Annotated in this window: 19 protein-coding genes; 17 read left to right on the forward strand and 2 right to left on the reverse strand. The window is 34.3% G+C overall.

What is annotated here, in order from left to right; all coding sequences use genetic code 11:
- Genes rsmD through holA form a run of 6 tightly spaced genes read left to right on the forward strand, consistent with a single transcriptional unit; the run spans position 1 to position 5,987 of the window.
- On the forward strand, positions 1 to 564 hold the full coding sequence (gene rsmD / locus FC86_RS04800) for a 16S rRNA (guanine(966)-N(2))-methyltransferase RsmD (protein ID WP_056974938.1): 564 nt from the start codon (positions 1 to 3) through the stop codon (positions 562 to 564).
- Complete coding sequence (coaD, locus tag FC86_RS04805; protein ID WP_056974939.1) at positions 561 to 1,043, forward strand: pantetheine-phosphate adenylyltransferase; 483 nt, start codon at positions 561 to 563, stop codon at positions 1,041 to 1,043. Before rsmD ends, coaD begins: the two co-directional genes overlap by 4 nt.
- A 3-nt stretch (positions 1,044 to 1,046) precedes the next feature.
- Positions 1,047 to 2,054 (forward strand): SepM family pheromone-processing serine protease, encoded by a 1,008-nt coding sequence (locus tag FC86_RS04810; RefSeq protein ID WP_056974940.1) that lies wholly within the window; start codon positions 1,047 to 1,049, stop codon positions 2,052 to 2,054.
- 54 nt (positions 2,055 to 2,108) lie between these two features.
- Positions 2,109 to 2,747, forward strand: coding sequence for a ComEA family DNA-binding protein (locus tag FC86_RS04815; protein ID WP_056974941.1), 639 nt, complete (start codon positions 2,109 to 2,111; stop codon positions 2,745 to 2,747).
- Positions 2,734 to 4,989 (forward strand): DNA internalization-related competence protein ComEC/Rec2, encoded by a 2,256-nt coding sequence (locus tag FC86_RS04820; protein WP_056974942.1) that lies wholly within the window; start codon positions 2,734 to 2,736, stop codon positions 4,987 to 4,989. The genes FC86_RS04815 and FC86_RS04820 overlap by 14 nt, the downstream gene beginning before the upstream one ends.
- Positions 4,986 to 5,987 (forward strand): DNA polymerase III subunit delta, encoded by a 1,002-nt coding sequence (gene holA, locus FC86_RS04825; protein ID WP_056974943.1) that lies wholly within the window; start codon positions 4,986 to 4,988, stop codon positions 5,985 to 5,987. Before FC86_RS04820 ends, holA begins: the two co-directional genes overlap by 4 nt.
- A 74-nt stretch (positions 5,988 to 6,061) precedes the next feature.
- Here holA and rpsT read toward each other — a convergent pair whose 3' ends face one another.
- Positions 6,062 to 6,319 carry a 30S ribosomal protein S20 gene (gene rpsT / locus FC86_RS04830; RefSeq protein ID WP_056974944.1) on the reverse strand — a complete coding sequence of 86 codons (258 nt, stop codon included), beginning with the start codon at positions 6,317 to 6,319 and terminating at the stop codon, positions 6,062 to 6,064.
- A 207-nt stretch (positions 6,320 to 6,526) separates the two neighbouring features.
- On the opposite strand from rpsT, the gene rpsO reads away from it, so the two are divergent.
- The 7 genes from rpsO to yihA all read left to right on the forward strand — a co-directional run bounded on the left by rpsO (position 6,527) and on the right by yihA (position 14,387).
- Positions 6,527 to 6,796 carry a 30S ribosomal protein S15 gene (gene rpsO / locus FC86_RS04835; RefSeq protein WP_056974945.1) on the forward strand — a complete coding sequence of 90 codons (270 nt, stop codon included), beginning with the start codon at positions 6,527 to 6,529 and terminating at the stop codon, positions 6,794 to 6,796.
- A 146-nt stretch (positions 6,797 to 6,942) separates the two neighbouring features.
- Positions 6,943 to 8,661: a ribonuclease J gene (locus FC86_RS04840; RefSeq protein WP_056974946.1), complete on the forward strand. Its 1,719-nt coding sequence runs from the start codon at positions 6,943 to 6,945 to the stop codon at positions 8,659 to 8,661.
- Between the two features lie 13 nt (positions 8,662 to 8,674).
- Positions 8,675 to 9,574 carry a hypothetical protein gene (locus FC86_RS04845; protein WP_056974947.1) on the forward strand — a complete coding sequence of 300 codons (900 nt, stop codon included), beginning with the start codon at positions 8,675 to 8,677 and terminating at the stop codon, positions 9,572 to 9,574.
- A 178-nt stretch (positions 9,575 to 9,752) separates the two neighbouring features.
- Positions 9,753 to 10,943 carry an elongation factor Tu gene (gene tuf, locus FC86_RS04850; protein ID WP_056974948.1) on the forward strand — a complete coding sequence of 397 codons (1,191 nt, stop codon included), beginning with the start codon at positions 9,753 to 9,755 and terminating at the stop codon, positions 10,941 to 10,943.
- A gap of 164 nt (positions 10,944 to 11,107) precedes the next feature.
- Positions 11,108 to 12,421: a trigger factor gene (gene tig, locus FC86_RS04855; RefSeq protein WP_056974949.1), complete on the forward strand. Its 1,314-nt coding sequence runs from the start codon at positions 11,108 to 11,110 to the stop codon at positions 12,419 to 12,421.
- 144 nt (positions 12,422 to 12,565) lie between these two features.
- Positions 12,566 to 13,816: an ATP-dependent Clp protease ATP-binding subunit ClpX gene (clpX, locus tag FC86_RS04860; protein ID WP_056974950.1), complete on the forward strand. Its 1,251-nt coding sequence runs from the start codon at positions 12,566 to 12,568 to the stop codon at positions 13,814 to 13,816.
- On the forward strand, positions 13,803 to 14,387 hold the full coding sequence (gene yihA / locus FC86_RS04865) for a ribosome biogenesis GTP-binding protein YihA/YsxC (protein ID WP_056974951.1): 585 nt from the start codon (positions 13,803 to 13,805) through the stop codon (positions 14,385 to 14,387). The genes clpX and yihA overlap by 14 nt, the downstream gene beginning before the upstream one ends.
- 11 nt (positions 14,388 to 14,398) lie before the next feature.
- Here yihA and FC86_RS06700 read toward each other — a convergent pair whose 3' ends face one another.
- A complete protein-coding gene (locus FC86_RS06700; protein WP_269082363.1) occupies positions 14,399 to 14,524 on the reverse strand; it encodes an SPJ_0845 family protein in 126 nt (41 codons plus the stop codon).
- A gap of 146 nt (positions 14,525 to 14,670) precedes the next feature.
- On the opposite strand from FC86_RS06700, the gene FC86_RS04870 reads away from it, so the two are divergent.
- The 4 genes from FC86_RS04870 (at position 14,671) to obgE (ending at position 20,157) form a co-directional block, all read left to right on the forward strand.
- Positions 14,671 to 16,146: an ABC transporter substrate-binding protein/permease gene (locus tag FC86_RS04870; RefSeq protein ID WP_056974952.1), complete on the forward strand. Its 1,476-nt coding sequence runs from the start codon at positions 14,671 to 14,673 to the stop codon at positions 16,144 to 16,146.
- Entirely contained in the window at positions 16,139 to 16,885 is a 747-nt protein-coding gene (locus tag FC86_RS04875; protein ID WP_056974953.1) for an amino acid ABC transporter ATP-binding protein, read from the forward strand. The genes FC86_RS04870 and FC86_RS04875 overlap by 8 nt, the downstream gene beginning before the upstream one ends.
- Positions 16,886 to 16,958: 73 nt before the next feature.
- Positions 16,959 to 18,755: an excinuclease ABC subunit UvrC gene (gene uvrC / locus FC86_RS04880; protein ID WP_056975242.1), complete on the forward strand. Its 1,797-nt coding sequence runs from the start codon at positions 16,959 to 16,961 to the stop codon at positions 18,753 to 18,755.
- Positions 18,756 to 18,858: 103 nt separating this feature from the next.
- Positions 18,859 to 20,157, forward strand: coding sequence for a GTPase ObgE (gene obgE, locus FC86_RS04885; RefSeq protein WP_056974954.1), 1,299 nt, complete (start codon positions 18,859 to 18,861; stop codon positions 20,155 to 20,157).
- Positions 20,158 to 20,159: the final 2 nt, after the last annotated feature.

Genomic DNA, 20,159 nt, shown 5'->3' on the forward strand with positions numbered 1-20,159 from the left:
ATGCGAGTTATCGGTGGAGAATACGCCAAAAGAACCTTAAAAACATTGTCTAGTCAATTGACAAGACCTACTAGTGATAAGGTTAAAGAATCACTATTTAATTCATTAGGCCAATATTTTGATGGCGGTAGAGCACTAGATTTATACGGTGGTAGTGGAGCGTTAGCAATTGAATCTGTATCTCGTGGTATGGATAAAGCAATCATTGTTGATAAAGCTTATCAAGCAATAAAAATCATCAAAGAAAATGTTGCCATGACTAAAGAAGAATCGAAATTTGAAGTTTTAAAAATGCCTGATGAAGCAGCACTTAAAAAGTTGGCAACAGATGGTTATTATTTTGACTATGTTTTTTTAGACCCACCCTATGCTAAACAACGGATTGCTAATGTTATGGCAGAATTAGTTGAACTTAACTTACTAGCTGAAGATGCGATTATTGTAGCTGAAACCGACAAAGATACAGAAATTGGTGTGGGAAATAGCTACTGTTTGATTAAAGAAAAGAAATATGGTCAAACAATGATTCGTATTTTTCGATACGAGGGAGTAACTGAATCATGACAAAAGCCATCTTTCCAGGTAGTTTTGACCCCATTACAAATGGACATGTTGATTTAGTTAAGCGTGCTGCTAAATTGTTTGATGAAATTGTCGTAGCAGTCATGACTAATACGAAAAAAAATTATCTATTATCTCAAGATGAGCGAAAGCAAGTCGTTGAGTCCGTTTTCTTAGATATTGAAAATGTCACAGTGGTAAGTGACTTTTCAGATTTAACAGTCAATGTTGCTAAAAAAAATGGTGCTACACACATTGTCAGAGGTTTGAGAAATGGGAGTGATTTTGACTACGAAAAAGCGATTAGTCAAATGAATGCTCACCAAAACAATGCAATTGAGACTGTATTTTTAGTAACTAATTCAAAGTACGAATTTGTATCTTCTAGCATGATTAAAGAAGTTGCAGGGTTTGGAGGCGATATTCTTGACTTTGTGCCAGATGTTGTTAGTCAAATGTTAATGAGTAAACTGGAGGAATAATATATGAGACGAAGATGGACGGTTATAATCGCGCTGTTAATCATTGCACTAGGTGTCTTTTTAAATTATCCAACTTCGTACTATCTTGAAGTACCTGGTTCAGCAGAAGATGTGGCTAAGTTCGTAAAAGTTGATAATAAGACCGTTAAGAACAATCAGTTTTATCTCACAACTGTTGGTATAAAAAAGGCTACAAATTTAAGCTTATTTTTAAGCCGGTTTCAATCGCATGTAACAGCAGTTTCTAGTGAGGAATTGACAGGCGGCGTGAGTGATGAACAGTATTTAAAGGTTCAGCAATTTTTTATGCAAAACTCACAAAATGCAGCTATTGTTAATGCCTACAAAAAGACAAACACGTCCTATGATCAAAAATACTTAGGGGTTAACGTTTTACAGGTAGATGAAAGATCTCACTTTGTTCAATCATTGAAATCTGGAGATGTTATAACAGGTATCGACGGTCGTCACTTTGGTCAAACTAGTGATTTGATTCAGTACGTCTCCAGCTTGGATGAAAATCAACAAATTAAGCTAGAAGTTAAAAGATCAGATAAAACGATTGAGTTGTCTGGTAAAACGATGAAATTACAAGCTACAGGTAAAGTTGGTATTGGCGTGTCGTTAGTAGATGAGACCCAGTTAATAACCGATCCTAAAGCAAAAATTGACGCTGGTTCTATTGGTGGCCCCAGTGCCGGCTTAATGTTTTCATTAGGTGTTTACCAGCAGCTAACTCAAGAAGACCTAACACATGGTCGAAAAATAGCCGGAACAGGGACAATCGATACTGATGGCAATGTTGGTGCCATTGGTGGGATTGATAAGAAGGTTGTTGCGGCTTCTGATGCGGGTGCACAAGTTTTCTTTGCACCTGAAGCAACGGGCGAAAATGATATGACTAATTATGAGTTAGCTAAAAAAACAGCTGAAGAAATGAATTTATCCATGAAAATAGTGCCTGTCAAAACATTTGACGATGCGCTTAATTATTTAAAAAGCACAGTGTAAATGAACACTGTGTTTTTTTTCGTAATTAATAAAAAATGAAAAGAGATAAATATCATGGAACAATTCAAAAAGCATCAAACCAAATTAATTATTGCAGCTATAGTAGTTATTTTTTTAGTAGGGTTATTGATTTACAGTATGAAATTTAAGACTAGTAAACAGTCATTTGAATCTGAAACTAGCGGATTTATCCGAATTAATAATTTGGAAAAAAGCGATAATATGAATGAAGAATCTCACGAAAGCCAGCCCGAAACAATCAAAGTTGATATTAGTGGTGAGGTGAAAATGCCAGGTGTTTATGAATTGAGTCGAGATTCACGCATCCATGATTTAATAAAGCTGGCAGGCGGTGTGACAGAGTCGGCTAATCTTAATGCGACTAACCAATCACGCGCACTTAAAGATCAAGATAAAATCATTATTAAAAGTATGATGAGTGCCAGTTCTGAATCTTCAGAGACAGATGATAATAAAACACAAGATAGCACAAAAGAATCTGGGGAAATTGATTTGAACACAGCCAGTGAATCTGAACTACAGGGTATTACAGGGATTGGTCAAAAGAAAGCACAACGTATTATTGACTATCGTAAGAAGCACGGCAACTTTTCATCGATTGACGATTTAAAAAATGTAACTGGAATTGGTGATAAGTTTATCGAAAGCATTCGCGCGGATGTTAAAGTTTAAGCTGTTACCAGGTGACATTTTTATACTCGCATTTATGTTGTTAACACTGGTTTTTGCTTTATCTAGTTATCATTATTTGAGTATTAGCTTATTTTTAATGAGCTTGTTGTGGTGGCTAAAAAAGGCACTAAAACAAAGTTTAATTTATCTAGCTATATTAGCAGTAGTATTAGCTAGTTATGTCTTATTATATAGTCATCAAATAACTTATCAATTACCTAATAATACAAAGATAGTTGAACTTTACTTAGATGAAGTGACTTTTAATCAAGAAGCTGATAGCTTTTTTGGTGAAGGAAAACTAGATTCTCAAAAGGTTCTGATTAGTGGGAACAAGATTGAACAGCTTAAAAATCAAAAGATAGCGTTTAAAAAATTGTTCATTAGGTCTGCGGAGCTCAAACCATTGACTAAGGCAACTAATATCGCTGAATTTGACAGTCAGAATTACTATCAAAGTTCAAGCATTCACTATCAGTTGAGTATTAAAGACTATCGGGTTGTATCACCCGATACACTTATACTGTTTAATCCTATCAGTTTGATTCATCAAGTACGTTTTGAACTCAAAAAGTTCTACCAGCAATTACCCGAGCCATTGAATATGTTAGGCTTTCAGTTAATACTAGGTGAAAAATTCAAGGAATTATCATATGATGAGACCTTCAAAAAATTGGGGATTATTCATATTATTTCAATATCTGGACTGCATGTTCAAGTTATCGCTAAATTAATTGAGAAGTTATTATATTTGCTACGGATACGGCGAAAGCAGACCAAAATAATAACTGGACTAGCTTTGATTATTTTTATCTTTATTGGTAATGAACAAGTCGGATTGGTGCGCGCCGTCGTTAGTTATTGGGTAGCTTTGATCTTGGCTAATGTTTTTAAAGTGAAATTGAATCCACTAGATCAACTAGGACTAGGGTTTATTTGTCATTCATTAATTGATCCTTTGATGATTACCACAATAGGTGGGCAGTTGAGTTACTTCTTAGTACTTATTTTGATTTTGACGCAAAATATGTCTTATTCGAAGCAAGCTGTCTATCTTAATCTAACTAGCTTACCACTCTTGCTTTACTATTTTTATAGTTATAATATCTTCACGAGTTTATACAATTTTATGGCGATTCCTTTATTTGATTATATTATTTTGCCGATTGTCTTACTCAGCTTTTTGTATCCGCTAGTACCACTAGTTTTTGACGGTATAGCTTGTTTGCTAATCAAGTTATTTGATGTTTTGAGTTATGTGGGGCAGTTAGATTATGGCATGGTTAATTTTGGTAAACCAGAATTTGTAATTATGATGTTACTTATTGGATTAACGATTGCAAGTTTTACCTTTGAAAGGATGAAGTTAGGATTGGTTATGACAATGGTGGTTATGTATAGCATGGCTTATATTCTTATCCACTTTCCTTTTTATGGACAAGTAACATTTGTCGATGTTGGACAGGGAGACAGCATTGTTTTGACAACGCCAATTAAACGGAGAGTGGTAATGATAGATACTGGTGGCCGGTTAAGCTTTGGGAAAACGACTAATACTAAATCCATTGTAGAAAAAATAACAGTACCGTATTTAAACGCTCAAGGTATTTCAAAAATTGATGCTCTATTTTTGTCTCATCAAGACGATGATCATATTGGCGATTTGGAGCCCTTACTAAGGTCGATAAAAGTTACAACAGTCTATTATGGAGTAGGGATGCACCGAGTAACTAAGTTTAAAAGCATCATGCAACGTTATTCTGAAACAACAACCTTTCAAGCACTGAAAGCAGGGGACAGACGTGAGTATGGGGCACTTGATTTTAGTGTTTTATATCCTGAAAATCCTGGAATGGGCGAAAATAAAGATTCATTGGCTTTGTTAGTACGAGTTCAAGATAAAAAATGGTTATTTACAGGAGATTTGGAAAAAGATCAGGAACTGGCAATTTTAAAGAAATATAAAAATTTAAAGGTTGATTATTTAAAATTAGGGCATCACGGAAGTCGAACTTCAAGCTCATTTGAATTTTTGAAACAGCTTAATCCAGGCTATGCTTTTATTTCAGCTGGAAAAAATAATCGCTATCATCATCCACATCAAGAGACAATTAGTGCGCTAAGCAATCTTAAAATCAAATATGACGGTACCCATCAATATGGTATGATTAACGTATATTTCAACAAATTTGGTCAGTGGGAGAAGCGACGCTACCAAACAAATGAGGAGGATTATGGTTGACACTTAGTCAATTTTTAGATATAAAAAATAACAAAAGTACTTTAGGTGCACTGGTTAATACATCAACGGATTTACTAAATGATTATTTAATTCAACAACTAGTTAAAAAATATCAAAAACAACATGGAGATGTTGACATTGTTCGATTTGATTTAGCCAAGCAAGGCTATCAGGGACTTGTCCATGAACTTACGCAATCATCTTTGTTTTCAACCCAAAAAATCCTGATTATTTCTGAACTTGAGAATTTAACTGCAAAAGCGCCTGCAGTTAAAAATAAAAAAGTATTAGATCAACTAATTAAGGTGATTGAGTCTCAAGATATTAGCGACAGTTATTTAATATTTGATTTTAATTATCCTAAATTAGATGAACGAAAAAAGATAACAAAAGTCTTGAAAAATCATCTGATGGTAATAAAAGATAGATTATCTTATCGTAACTTGAATGCGTTTGCACAGCGACTAATTGAAAAAGATGGTTATAAAATTGAGTCTCAAGTAACCAATTTATTGGTTAAGCGTGCGGATTTTAATGTAACAGCCTTAATGAACGCAATAGAAAAGCTCAAAATTGCAGCGTTGGATACGATGATTATTTCACAAAAATTAGTTATTGATAATGTTGAGCAAAATTTATCGGATAATATTTTTGATATTTTGAGTCTAGCATTAAAAAAAGACTATCAGCAGGCTATTCAATTACTAAAAGAGCAAATTAATCAGGGTGTTAACGAAGTTCAGCTGGTCGCTGCTATGACATCTCAACTTCGATTTTTGCTGCAGGTTAAACTGCTACAAGAGCAAAATGAATCGATAAAACAAATTGAACAAATTTTAAAGGCACATCCTTACCGTATAAAGTTGGCTAGTCAAACTCAAATTAGTAGCTCACATCTTGTGTATTTGATTAATCAATTAATAGAAATAGAGTATCAAATCAAATCAGGTTATCAGTATCAGGATGATTTTTTACAATTATTCTTGTTAAAATGCTAAAAAAAGAAGCTCTCTTGTAAAAGAGGGCTTCTTTTTAGTCTTTAATATTAAAAACTAAAATAAGTTAAATTATCTTAGTTAGCAGCATTTAGTTTTGCAAGACGAGACTTATCACGGTTAGCTTTGTTCTTGTGAACTAAACCTTTTGATGAAGCCATGTCAATTGCGCGTAAAGCTTGGTTAAATAATTCAACAGTATTGTCAGCGTTGTTAGCTTTAGCTACTTTGAATTTTTTGATAGCTGTACGTAAACGGCTCATTTGAGTAGCGTTACGATCGTTAGCAGCTTCCATAGTTTTCACACGTTTGATAGCAGATTTGATTTGTGGCATATTTGTCACCTCCAATTTATAACAAGAGTTTTCAAAAGAAAACTCAGCGACTTCAATTATAATGAAATTGTTGAAATTTTGCAAGATAGTAATATTGCTTTTTTTTATGATTTAATGTATCATTTAATTCGAACCGTTTGCTTTGTTTAATCGAATCACCGACGTTAGGCAAAGTTTACGGCGATTTTAAGAAAGGTGGAAATACAAATGGCTATTTCAAAAACAAGAAAAAATGAATTAATTAAACAATTTGCTCGTCACGAAGGAGATACAGGTTCTCCAGAAGTTCAAATTTCAGTATTAACAGAAGAAATTACACTTCTTAATGCTCACTTAAAAGAAAATAAAAAAGATCACCACTCACACGTTGGTCTATTGAAAAAAATCGGTCACCGTCGTAACTTATTAAGTTACTTAAGAAACAAAGATGTTTCAAGATACCGTGACCTAATTAAAGCTTTAGGATTACGTCGTTAATTAATATAAAAAAGAGACCTTTTATTAAGGTCTCTTTTTTATATTCTTTAATTTATACAAATATATGATAAAATTACAGTAGTTAAAGTCAAGTAACCCATTAGGGATAAAATTGATAAATTAAAAATTTAGAAAAGAGATAATAAATGGCACAAGATATCAAAGTAATGATACTTGGCGGTGTACGTGAAAATGGTAAAAATATGTATGCTGTTCAAGTTGATGACGAGATTTATATTTTAGACGCTGGGTTAAAATATCCAGATACACAATTGTTAGGGATTGACTATGTTATTCCTGATTTGTCTTTCATTGAAGATAATGCAGATAAAATTACGGGTGTATTTTTGACACACGGACATGCAGATGCAATAGGTGCATTGCCATATTTTATTACTAAATATGATATTCCAGTATTTGGATCAAAATTAACGATTGAATTAGCTAAAATTGCTGTTAGAAATGCTAATAAAAATGCTGATTTTAGTGATTTTCACGAAATTGATCAAGACACAGCAATTGATTTCAAGAATGCTACGGTTTCGTTTTTTGATACAACACACAACATTCCACAAACACTAGGTGTTGCAATCAAAACTGATGCTGGTCAAATTGTTTACACTGGAGATTTCAAATTTGATCAGAGTGCTGCTAAAGGGTACAAAACCAACTATAGCCGTATAATGGAAATTGGCAAAGATGGTGTCTTAGCGTTATTAAGCGATTCTTCAAATGCTGAAATGCCACATGAAGGAGCTAATGAGAAAGAAATTGGCGACTATATCATTGAAACACTCAAAGACCATCCAGGCCGTATTATTGTTTCAGCAGTTGCTTCAAATATTGCACGTATTCAACAAATTTTGAACGCAGCACATTTATCACACAGAAAAGTTGTGCTGACTGGACAAGATGTTACAAAAATTGTTAAAACTGCTATGGATTTAGACTTACTTCATGTTCCAGATGAAAACTTAATTATTCCAGCTACTGAAATCAATAAATATGATAAAGAAGAAATTCTAGTTTTAGAAACTGGTCGAATGGGTGAACCTTTAAAATCACTTCAGAGAATGGCAATGCAAGAGCATAAACTTGTTAATGTCACAAATGGTGATTTAATCTTTATCACAACAACCCCCTCACATGCAATGGAAACAACAGTTGCTAAGACCTCTGATTTAATTTATCGTGCAGGAGGTACAGTCAAGGAAATTAATCGAGAAATTCACGCTTCAGGGCATGCCTCTCGCTACGAGTTGCAAATGATGATTAATTTATTAACCCCTAAATATTTATTTCCTGTCCAAGGAGAATACCGATTACTTGCTGCGCACAAAGAAGCAGCTGAAGAGACAGGTATTGCATCATCTAACATCATTATTGCTAAAAAAGGTGATGTTTATCAGTATCAAAAGGGTCAACTTCAATTGACAGAGCCGGTTGCTTCAGAAGATATGATGATAGATGGGGCCGGTATTGGTGACATTGGAAACATTGTTTTGCGCGATAGAAAGATTTTAGCAGATGACGGAATGTTTATAGCAGTAGTAACTATCGATCGCAAAAAGAAAAAAATTATTTCACAACCTAAAGTTATGACAAGAGGCTTTGTGTACATTAAAGAAAATAAAGATTTAATCTATGAAAGTGTTGAGCTAACTAAAGAGGCAATTGATACGAACCTACAGACTAAAAAATTTGATTGGTCTGAACTAAAGCAAGATGTTAGACATTCGCTGGAGAAGTATCTATTCCAAAAAACAAAACGCCGTCCAGTTGTTTTGCCCGTCATCATGGAAGTTAACCAAAACCGCCATCGACGAAACGCTAATATCAATAAACCACAACCAAAAAAGAAGTAGGAGATTAGTTAGAATGAATACTTCGCAGACTGAATTATTGAAGTCAGCAAAAAAAGCAACTGCTCAAAAGAACTACGAAAGAGCAGTTGCTTTTTTAGAAGAAGCACAAAACTTTGAGCCTGACTTTGAAATCACGTTGGAATTAATTGATAACTATTTAAATTTGCAATGGTATAACCAAGCGCTAAATGAATTGAAGTATTTGGATGTTTATCACAATAGCCAAAGTTTTGAAATTTACTTAAAAGTGTTGTACCATAACCATCTAATTATTTCATTTTATCAGATTCCATTTTATCTAAAAAAAGCACAACTTCTAAAATCTGAATATAAAAAATTATACGATGATTATCAGCAAGTTTTTGAAAAGTTGAGCATATCAAAAAATAGTCAAATTATTAAGTCGAATTTTATGAATACTATGGCTGCAGGGCTTTTGAAAAGTCGTCAAAACTATGAGCAGTTAAAGCAACTGCCAGTTGAAGATTTTGTTCAGGTAGCTAGAACAGCATTTTTGGCGCCTGGATTACAACCAGAATTAAGGGTGTCCTTAATTGAAGATTTAATAAAGATGGGACGGGTAGAAACTTTTCCTGTTTTCGTATTAAATAAAATGACGGAAGTTAATTTTAGCCAAACATCACTGTATTTCAATAGTGAGTTTATGGTTCGGTCAGCAGCAATTATTCAAGAAAAAGTAACTGACCTAAGTGTTAGACAGCTCGCTATTTCACAGTATACATTACTCCTCTCGCAGCTTTATCCATGTTTTGATATATTTATTGAAAATATATCGGAGTTTGTCTTTTCTTTTTTACAATACTTTGGTATATTAGGAGATGAGGATTTTGACAAAAATGATAATCCTTATTTTGCTTTGATTAAAAAACTTAATCAAAGCGAAGAATTATGAGACAACTTCTCAAAAAAGTGTTTACTTTTTTGATGTCTCTACGTATAATCAAATACGGATATTTTCGAGGCATGACTATTATTTTTGTCTTGAAAGTAGTACAATAATCAACAGAGAATTATCTGCTTAGGGTTTGCCTAAGACGGAATTCTTCTAATTCACAGGAGGGTATTTTATAATGGCAGAAAAAGCACATTACGAAAGAACTAAACCCCATGTTAACATTGGTACTATCGGACACGTTGACCATGGGAAAACAACTTTAACAGCAGCTATCACAACTGCACTAGCTAAGAAAGGCTTAGCTGACGCTTCAGACTACGCATCAATCGATGCAGCTCCTGAAGAAAGAGAACGTGGTATTACAATTAATACAGCCCACGTTGAATACGAAACAGAACAACGTCACTATGCTCATATCGATGCTCCAGGACATGCGGACTACGTTAAGAACATGGTTACTGGTGCTGCTCAAATGGATGGTGCTATCTTAGTAGTTGCTGCTACAGATGGTCCAATGCCACAAACTCGTGAACATATCTTACTTGCTCACCAAGTTGGTGTTGATTACATCATCGTATTCTTAAACAAAACTGACTTAGTTGACGATGCAGAATTGATTGACTTAGTTGAAATGGAAGTACGTGAATTACTTTCAGAATACGATTACCCTGGTGATGATGTTCCCGTATTACGTGGTTCAGCATTGAAAGCTATCGAAGGCGATGAAGAACAACAACAAGTTATTTATGACTTAATGGATGCAGTAGATGAATACATCCCAACTCCAGACCGTCATAAAGACCAACCATTCTTGATGCCTGTTGAAGATGTATTTACAATCACAGGTCGTGGTACAGTTGCTTCAGGTCGTATCGATCGTGGTGTGGTTAATGTTGGTGATGAAGTTGAAATCATTGGACTAAAACCTGAAATCATGAAAACAACTGTTACAGGAATCGAAATGTTCCGTAAAACTCTAGATTCTGGTGAAGCTGGAGATAACGTTGGTGCACTTCTACGTGGTGTTAACCGTGAACAAATCGAACGTGGACAAGTATTGGCTAAGCCAGGCTCAATTAAAACTCACACTAAATTCAAGGGTGAAGTTTATATCTTGAGTAAAGAAGAAGGTGGACGTCATACTCCATTCTTCTCAAACTACCGTCCTCAATTCTACTTCCATACAACTGACGTAACTGGTGTTATTGAATTACCTGATAACGTTGAAATGGTTATGCCTGGTGATAACGTAACATTTGAAGTTGACTTGATTGCTCCAGTAGCTATCGAAAAAGGTACAAAATTCACTGTTCGTGAAGGTGGACGTACTGTTGGTGCTGGTATGGTTAACGAAATCATCGAATAATCTTTATTCTTTGATAACAAAAAAGAGCTTTAGGTTAATCCTAAGCTCTTTTTTTTTGAAAAAATCCCGCTAATACGTTGAGTTTTAGCGCGATATCATGTAAGATTAATGGGTATTAAGGATTATGAAAATAAACCCAAAATTGACATCGGAGGTAGATTTTAATGTCTGCAAAATGGGAAAAAACAGGTAATATTACCGGAGAATTGACATTCCAAATTTCAAAAGAAGAAGTAAAAAATGGTCTAGATAAAGCATTTGATCGTGTTAAGAAAAACATTGATGCTCCTGGATTTAGAAAGGGAAAATTACCTCGTACAATGTTTAACCGTATGTACGGGGAAGAAGCATTGTATGAAGAAGCATTAAATATTGTGCTTCCTGAAGCTTACAACAATGCTTTACAAGAAACAGGTGTAGAACCTGTTTCTCAACCTGAAGTGTTGCCAGAATCAATGGAACGCGATGCTGACTGGGAAATGAAAGCAACTGTAACTGTTAAACCAGAAGTTAAGCTAGGCGAATACAAAAACCTAAATGTTCCAAAACAAGATCGTAAAGCTCTTGTGAAAGAAGTTAATGCTGAACTTGATAAAAGACGTGACCAAAATGCTGAACTTGTTCTAAAAGAATCAGGTAAAGCAGCTAAAGGTGATACAGTTATTATCGATTTCAAAGGTATGATTGATGGTGTTGCATTTGATGGTGGAACAGCACAAAATCATTCTCTTGAATTAGGTTCAGAATCATTCATTCCTGGATTTGAAGACCAATTAATTGGTCATTCAGCAGGTGAAGATATTGATGTTGTTGTGACTTTCCCTGAAGATTACCAAGCTGAAGAATTAGCAGGTAAAGAAGCACACTTCGATACAAAGATTCATGAAATCAAAACAAAAGAATTACCAAAATTAGATGATGAATTTGCTAAAGATATTGACGATTCAGTTGAAACTTTAGATGAACTAAAAGAAAAAATCCAACAAGAAATTCAACAGTCTAAAGAAGAAGCAGCTGAAGATAACATTCAAAGCTATGCAATTCAAGAAGCTGTAGATAATGCTGAAATTACTGAAGTACCTCAAGATATGATTGATAACGAAGTTAACAATCAAATGAACCAATACTTAGGTAACATGCAAAGACAAGGTATTTCTCCAGAAATGTACTTCCAAATTACGGGTACAACTCAAGAAGATATGAAAGCACAATTTGCAAAAGATGCAGAAGATCGTGTGAAATCAACTCTTGTTCTTGAAGCGATTGTAAAAGCTGAAGAAATCAAACCTTCTAAAGAAGAAATTGATGAAGAAATCAAGAACTTAGCTACACAATACAACATGGAAGAAAATGTTGTTCGTCAAACATTGACTGAAGATATGTTAGTTCATGATATTTCAATCAAAAAAGCAATTGCTTTACTTTCAGACACAGCAACAGAAGTTGTGCCTTCAAAACTAAAAAGCAAGAAAAAATAATGTTATTTTAGTATAAACTTTAAAAAGCGGGAAAATTCCCGCTTTTTATTTTGAAAACTTTTTTCTTTATGTGTCGTTTAAAAAATGATATCTTATAAGTTGTAAGTAAATAAATACTAGATTAAGAATAAGGATTAGACGTTTATGTATGTTGATAATATAGAAGGTTCAGATCAAATCAAATGTTCCTTTTGCGGCAAAGATCAGAGTCAAGTTAAAAAGATGGTTGCTGGAAATGGCGTTTATATTTGTGATGAATGTATAGAATTAAGTAAACAAGTTATTGATGAAGAATTCAGAAATAACGCAATGAATCAATTGGAAGAATTACCTACACCAAAAGAAATCTGTGCTATTCTAGATGATTATGTAATCGGTCAAGGAGAAGCTAAAAAAGTTCTGTCTGTAGCTGTATATAATCACTATAAACGCATTACACAGATGGAGGTTGTTAGTGATGATGATACTGAACTTCAAAAAAGTAATGTTGCATTAATCGGACCGACAGGTTCAGGTAAAACATTTTTAGCGCAAACTTTAGCCAAAATTTTAAATGTTCCTTTTGCAATTGCAGATGCAACAAGTTTAACAGAGGCTGGATATGTAGGGGACGATGTTGAAAATATTTTACTTTCACTTCTCCAAAATGCCGATTTTGATATTGAGAGTGCGCAGCACGGTATTATCTATGTCGATGAAATTGATAAAATTGCGAAGAAAAGTGAAAATGTCTCAATTACTAGAGACGTTTCAGGTGAAGGTGTTCAACAATCACTATTGAAGATATTAGAAGGAACAATTGCCAATGTTCCGCCAAAAGGTGGTCGTAAGCACCCACAACAAGAAATGATTCAAATAGATACAACAAACATTTTGTTCATTGTTGGTGGTGCTTTTGATGGGATAGAGTCTATTGTTGAAAGCCGTTTAGGTAAACAAACTATTGGTTTTAGTGCTTCTGACGAAAAGAAAAAATTAGAAGCTAAAAATATTACACAACAAATTATCCCAGAAGACTTAATGCAATTTGGTATTATTCCTGAGTTGATTGGACGGTTACCTATTATGGCTGTGTTAAATAAATTAGAAGAATCTGATTTGGTTAACATTTTAACGCAACCTAAAAATGCTTTGGTTAAACAATACAAAAAATTAATTCAACTAGATAATGTTGAACTCGAAGTAACCAACGAAGCACTTCAAGAAATCGCTAAGTTAGCAATTAAGCGTGATACAGGTGCTCGTGGTTTGCGCTCAATTATTGAAGATAGCATGCGTGACATCATGTTTGATTTACCGAGTGAAAAAGATGTTGAAAAAGTGATTGTGACAAAAGAAGTGATTACTGATAATAAACCTGTAGAAATTGTAAGGAAAAATCATGAAAATTCATAAAGTTGATCTCGAAAAGACAGTAGCTTATCCTGATCAATACCCAACATCAAAATACCCGGAATTTGCTTTATCTGGACGTTCAAATGTTGGAAAGTCTAGTTTAATCAATGCAATTTTGAATCGCAAAAAATTAGCTAGAACGTCAGGGTCTCCTGGTAAAACACAGACACTTAACTTTTTTAATGTAAATGACAATTTATATTTAGTAGATGTTCCGGGATATGGATATGCTAAGGTCTCTAAAAAAATGCGTGAAAAGTTTGGCCAAATGATTGAAACGTATCTTGAGAGTCGTGAAGAGTTAAAAGGTATGATTTTATTAATGGATTCACGTCATAACCCAACACAAGATGATATTGCAATGTATCAGTATGCAAAATATCTTGATCAGCCGCTTTTAATTGTTGCAACAAAAATTGACAAAGTTAAAAAGAGTCAATGGAATAAAGTGATTAAAAACTTCAAAGATACTTTAGAATTGGACTCATCAGACGACTTGCTTTTATTTAGTTCTGAAAAGAAGTATAATGTTGATGCTTTATGGCAATGGATTGAAAGCAAAAAAAAATAACGCTTAATGCGTTATTTTTTTTTGTCTTCTTCTTTTGTTACATTTTTCTCTGATTTTTTTCTTTTTTCATCAGGTACTGTTGCAAATTTATCGAATAAATCATTTAATTGATTTTGATTCTTGAAACTTAATCCCATGATTAACAACTCCTTTTTCCCGTATTATACTAAAAACCCTCTAAATGTCAAAATGCATAACTTTGTATAATTGTATATAAATTGTATAAGTATACATTTTAGCGTATAACCTAATTATAGAGAAAAACATGTAGGAGGAACAAATTATGAGAAGTAAAAAAATAGTAGCTGAGATGTCAGGAGTTTTAGCACTGCTAATTGCAGTTGTTATGATGCTAGTTAATCAGCCTCACATAAAAGCAGCTACAGTTGATGAAGTTAAAGCAAAAGGGGAACTAGTTATGGGGACCGCCCCTGATTATCCCCCCTATGAATTTTTGGCAACCGTAGATGGCACACAAAAAGTAGTGGGAATGGATGTTCAAATTGGACAAGATATTGCGAATAAATTGGGTGTAAAATTAGTAGTGAAAGCTATGGATTTTGATTCATTACTTGTCGCACTTGAAACCAAAAAAATTGATATGGTTATTTCAGGAATGTCAGCAACAGAGGAAAGAAAGAAAAGTGTTGATTTCTCAGACCCCTATTATAAATCAAAACAAATGTTTGTTATCCGTAAAGATGAGGCCAGTGAACTGAAATCAGCCGAAGACATTAAAGATAAAGTAGTTGGGGTCCAAATTGGCAGTATGCAACAAGATATTTTAAAATCAAGTTTTCCTCAGGCTAAATCATCTGCTCTGACAAATGTGAATGATTTACTGTTATCCTTGAAGTCAAATAAAGTATCAGCTTTTCTAACGGAATCAGCTGTAGCAGAAGCTTATGTTAGTCATAATTCAGATATCACAAGCTTAAGTGCTGATGTGAATGAAGAAGATATGAGTGGAACTGCAATTGCGTTTTCTAAGAATTCTGAAGATTTGGTTGCAACAGCTAACAGTGCAATTAAAAATATTACAGACAATAACTTGATTTCTAAATATCTTGCAGCTGCTGGTAATTATCTAGAATCACCATCAGCTCAGCAACAAGGTCCTTGGCAATTAGTGTTAAGTTACTGGCCATACTTTTTTTCAGGGTTAGGAACCACTTTATTAATTACAATTATTTCGATTTTCTTCGGTGTTCTTCTAGGTGTTGTATTTGCATTATTTAGAATTTCACGTTTCAAATTATTAAATATGGTAACTGCAGCCTTTGTTGAATTTATTCGTGGAACACCTTTAATGATTCAAATTATGTTCGTTTACTTTGGTGTAGGTGCTTTTGTGAATATTCCCGCTTTAATATCAGGTATTATTGCAGTATCTATTAATAGTGCAGCTTATGTTTCTGAAATTATTCGTGGCGGAATTAACTCAGTTCCAAAAGGTCAAACAGAAGCTGCAAGAAGTTTAGGATTATCAGCAAAAGATACATTTACGAGTGTTACTTTTCCTCAAGCTATTAAAAACATTTGGCCTTCACTAGGTAATGAGTTTATTTCATTAATTAAAGAAACATCCATTGTTTCAATTATTGGGGTAGCTGATTTAATTTATCAACTGAAAGCTGTTCAATCTGTTACTTATCAAGGTGTTATTCCAATTGTCATTGCAATGATTATTTACTTTGTGATTACTTACAGCTTGACTAAACTATTAAACCATTTTGAAGGGAAGATGAAGCATGAATAATTTAATTAAAGTCAAAGGTCTTGGCAAATCATACGGGGATAAAAAAGTTCTTGAAAATATTAGTACAGAAGTTAACCAGGGAGATGTCATTGCAATTATTGGCCCATCTGGTGGGGGTAAAAGTACTTTCTTGAGAACTTTAAATTCACTTGAATCAGTTACGGAAGGAGCAATCGAGTTTGAAGGACAAGACATTACCAAACTATCGGATAAAAACTTAAATCAATTGCGTGAAAAAATGGGGATGGTTTTTCAAGATTTTAATTTATTCAGTAATATGACCGTTCAACAAAACATCACTTTAGCACTTAAAAAAGTAAAGGGAATGAATGAAACAAAAGCTAACCAAAAAGCATTAGCTTTATTAAAACAAGTTGGCATGGATCAATTTGAACAAAGCTATCCAACTTCTTTATCGGGTGGTCAAAAACAACGTGTGGCTATTGCACGTGCACTGGCTATGAAACCTGATGTCATGTTATTCGATGAACCAACTAGTGCTTTAGATCCTGAGATGGTTGGAGAAGTACTCAAAGTTATGCAAGACTTAGCTAAAAAAGGCATGACTATGGTGATTGTGACTCATGAAATGGGGTTTGCTCGTCACGTAGCTAACAACGTGTGGTTTATGGACGGTGGTCGATTTGCAGAAGTTGGAACGCCACAGCAAATTTTTGACAATCCTAAAAATGAACGGACTCAGTTATTCTTGTCACAAGTTTTAGATACAGATTTATAGAATCAGGTACTGACTGATTTGTGTTATCATATAGTAAAATGAAATAATCCTGATAAAGAAAAGGGTGTTAACTATTATTTCTAAATACTTAGACCACAAATTAGCGCTTCTTCCCGATTTGCCGGGATGTTACTTGATGAAAAATGAAGATAATCATATTATATATGTTGGAAAAGCTAAGAATTTAAAGAACCGTGTACGTTCTTACTTTAAAAGTCAACATGAAGGTAAAACAGCGCGTCTTGTCGCAGATATCGTCGATTTTGAAACAATCGTGACATCTAGTGATAAAGAGGCGTTTTTACTTGAAGTGACACTGATTCAAAAGCATCAACCTCATTACAATATTAAATTAAAACAGGGTACAGGATATCCCTACATTCAAATCACGAATGAACGTGATCCGATAATTAGAATCACAAGTGAAATCAAAGATGATCACAGCTTTTATTTTGGCCCCTATCCGAATGTTTATGCAGCAGATGAAACGATGCACTTTATTCAAAAAGTCTATCCTTTGAGACGTTGTCAGGGCAATTTAAAACGACCATGTTTGTACTATCATATGGGTCAATGTTTAGGAGCTTGTTTTAAAAGTGTTCCTAAAAGTGTTTATCGAGAACAAATTAAAAAGATTAAACGATTTTTGAATGGCGATGTTGCTGATGTTAAGAAAGAATTGACTCAAAAAATGAAGGAAGCAGCCGCAGAGTTAAATTTTGAGCGAGCTAGTGAATTACGTGATCAAATTCAATATATTGAAGCCACCGTTGAAAAACAAAAAATTATAACAACTGACAAAACAACTCGAGATATTATCAATTTCTACGTTGATAAAGGATGGGTATCTGTTCAAATTTTCTTTATTCGTCAATCTCGTCTTTTAAAACGTGAAAAGAAATTGTTCACATTGACTGATGATGTTAGTGAAGAAATGACAACTTTTATTCTTCAGTTTTATAAGCAGGACAATCAGTTATTACCGCAAGAGATTGTTGTGCCGTCAGAATTGGATATAAAATTTCTGAGTGACTTAATTGGCGCAAAAGTGGTCTCACCAAAGCGCGGTACCAAAAAGGATTTGCTAGATTTAGCTAAGAAAAATAGTCGTCTTGTTTTAGAAGAGAAGTTTAAGTTGATTGAAATGGATGAGAGAAAAACAATTGGAGCTCAACGTGAAATCTTTGAAGTTTTAAAATTACCGTATGGGTCAATTATCGAATCATTTGATCATTCACATATTCAGGGAACAGACCCTGTTTCAGCAATGGTACAGTATAAAGATGGCAAAAAGAACACGCACAACTATCGAAAATATAAATTATCAGGTCGATTTGAACATCAAAACGGTGCTGATGAAGCAGCTAATACGCGAGAAGTTATTCGGAGGCGTTATGAGCGACTACTAAAGGAAAAACAGTCATTACCAGACTTGATTTTAATGGATGGTGGTGATATCGAGGTTAATGCTGCAAAAGATGTTTTGAAAAATGAGCTTGGTTTAACGATACCTGTTGCAGGAATGGTTAAAAATGACAAACACCGTACTTCAGACTTGATTTTTGGTGAGCCATTGCAAGTGGTTAGATTAAAACGTAATTCGCAGGGGTTTTACTTACTTCAAAGAATTCAAGATGAAGTGCACCGGTTTGCAATCAACTTTCATCGACAAAAGCGAAGTAAAAATTCGTTATCTTCTCAACTTGAAACAATACCTGGAATTGGGCCAAAAACTAGACAGAAGCTAATGCGTCATTTTGGATCTTTAGCTAAAATAAAACAGGCCTCGATTTCAAATCTACAAGAAGCTGGTCTCAATAAAAAGCAAGCGCAAACACTTAGCTTGTCATTATCAGCTCAAAAAACTTAAGCAATTAGGGATTTTGTACATTTTATTTTTAAAATCAATATCATAAGCAAATGCAATCATGGTATGATAGTTAAAGTCAGAAATACTCGTAAGGAGGAATACAATGTTTGTTGATCATACCCGAGTGGAAGTGCAAGCAGGAAAAGGTGGAGACGGAGCGATAAGTTTCCGCCGAGAAAAATATGTCCCTATGGGGGGACCAGCCGGAGGCGATGGTGGCCGCGGTGGTAGTATCATTTTTAAAGTTGATCCAGGACTGAGAACATTAATGGATTTTAAATTCCGTCGTAAGTTTAAAGCCAAAAGTGGTGAAAATGGTATGAATAAGTCAATGTATGGTCGCCAAGCTGAGGATTCAATAATTGCAGTCCCAGCTGGAACAATCGTATACGATGATGAAACCAATGAAGTAATTGGTGATTTAACACATGATGGTGAAGAATTAGTTGTAGCAAAAGGAGGCCGTGGAGGCCGTGGAAACATTCACTTTAAATCAGCTAAAAATTCAGCGCCAGAAGTTGCTGAAAATGGTGAACCAGGTCAATTTCGTAAGTTAAAATTAGAGCTTAAAGTAATTGCTGATGTTGGATTAGTCGGATTCCCGTCTGTTGGAAAATCAACACTACTTTCAGTTGCAACATCTGCAAGACCAAAAATCGCAGCCTACCACTTTACAACACTAGTTCCTAATTTGGGGATGGTACAGTTAGACAGTGGACAAGACTTTGCCATGGCAGATTTACCAGGACTTATTGAAGGTGCTTCTTTAGGTGTTGGTTTGGGAATTCAATTTCTAAGACACGTCGAACGTACAAAAGTTATTTTACATTTAATTGATATGGATCCTAACAATGGTCGCGATCCTTATGAAGACTACAAAACAATCCGTAAAGAATTAAAAACATATGATGATAAACTAATGCAAACACCTGAAATCTTAGTTGCGACTAAAATGGACGTTCCAGGTGCTGCAGAACGCTTAGCAGAATTCAAGTCTGAATTAGGAGAGAACGTACCTGAAATTTTTGAGATTTCATCAGTAACCCATAAAGGTGTTAAGGAAGTTCTTCAAAAAACAGCAGATGTTTTAGAAACACTACCTAAAGAAATCAAATCAGTCGAAGCTGAAGCAAGCGATGTTAAACATCATAACTATGACTATAAAGCCGAAGATGACAAACAAGAATTCTACGTCGAAAAAGAAAACGAAAGTATGTATGTTGTTAAAGGTGAAAAAGTTGAGCGATTACTTCAAATGTCTAACTTAACGCATAACGATGGTATTATGCGTTTTGCAAGACAATTACGCTCCTTTGGTATTGACGATGCATTGCGTGAAGCCGGTGCCAAGAATGGTGACGATGTCTTTATTGGTGACTTCTCATTTGAATTTGTTGAATAGAA

The sequence above is a fragment of the Holzapfeliella floricola DSM 23037 = JCM 16512 genome, from assembly GCF_001436605.1.
GTDB classification, from domain to species: Bacteria; Bacillota; Bacilli; order Lactobacillales; family Lactobacillaceae; genus Holzapfeliella; species Holzapfeliella floricola.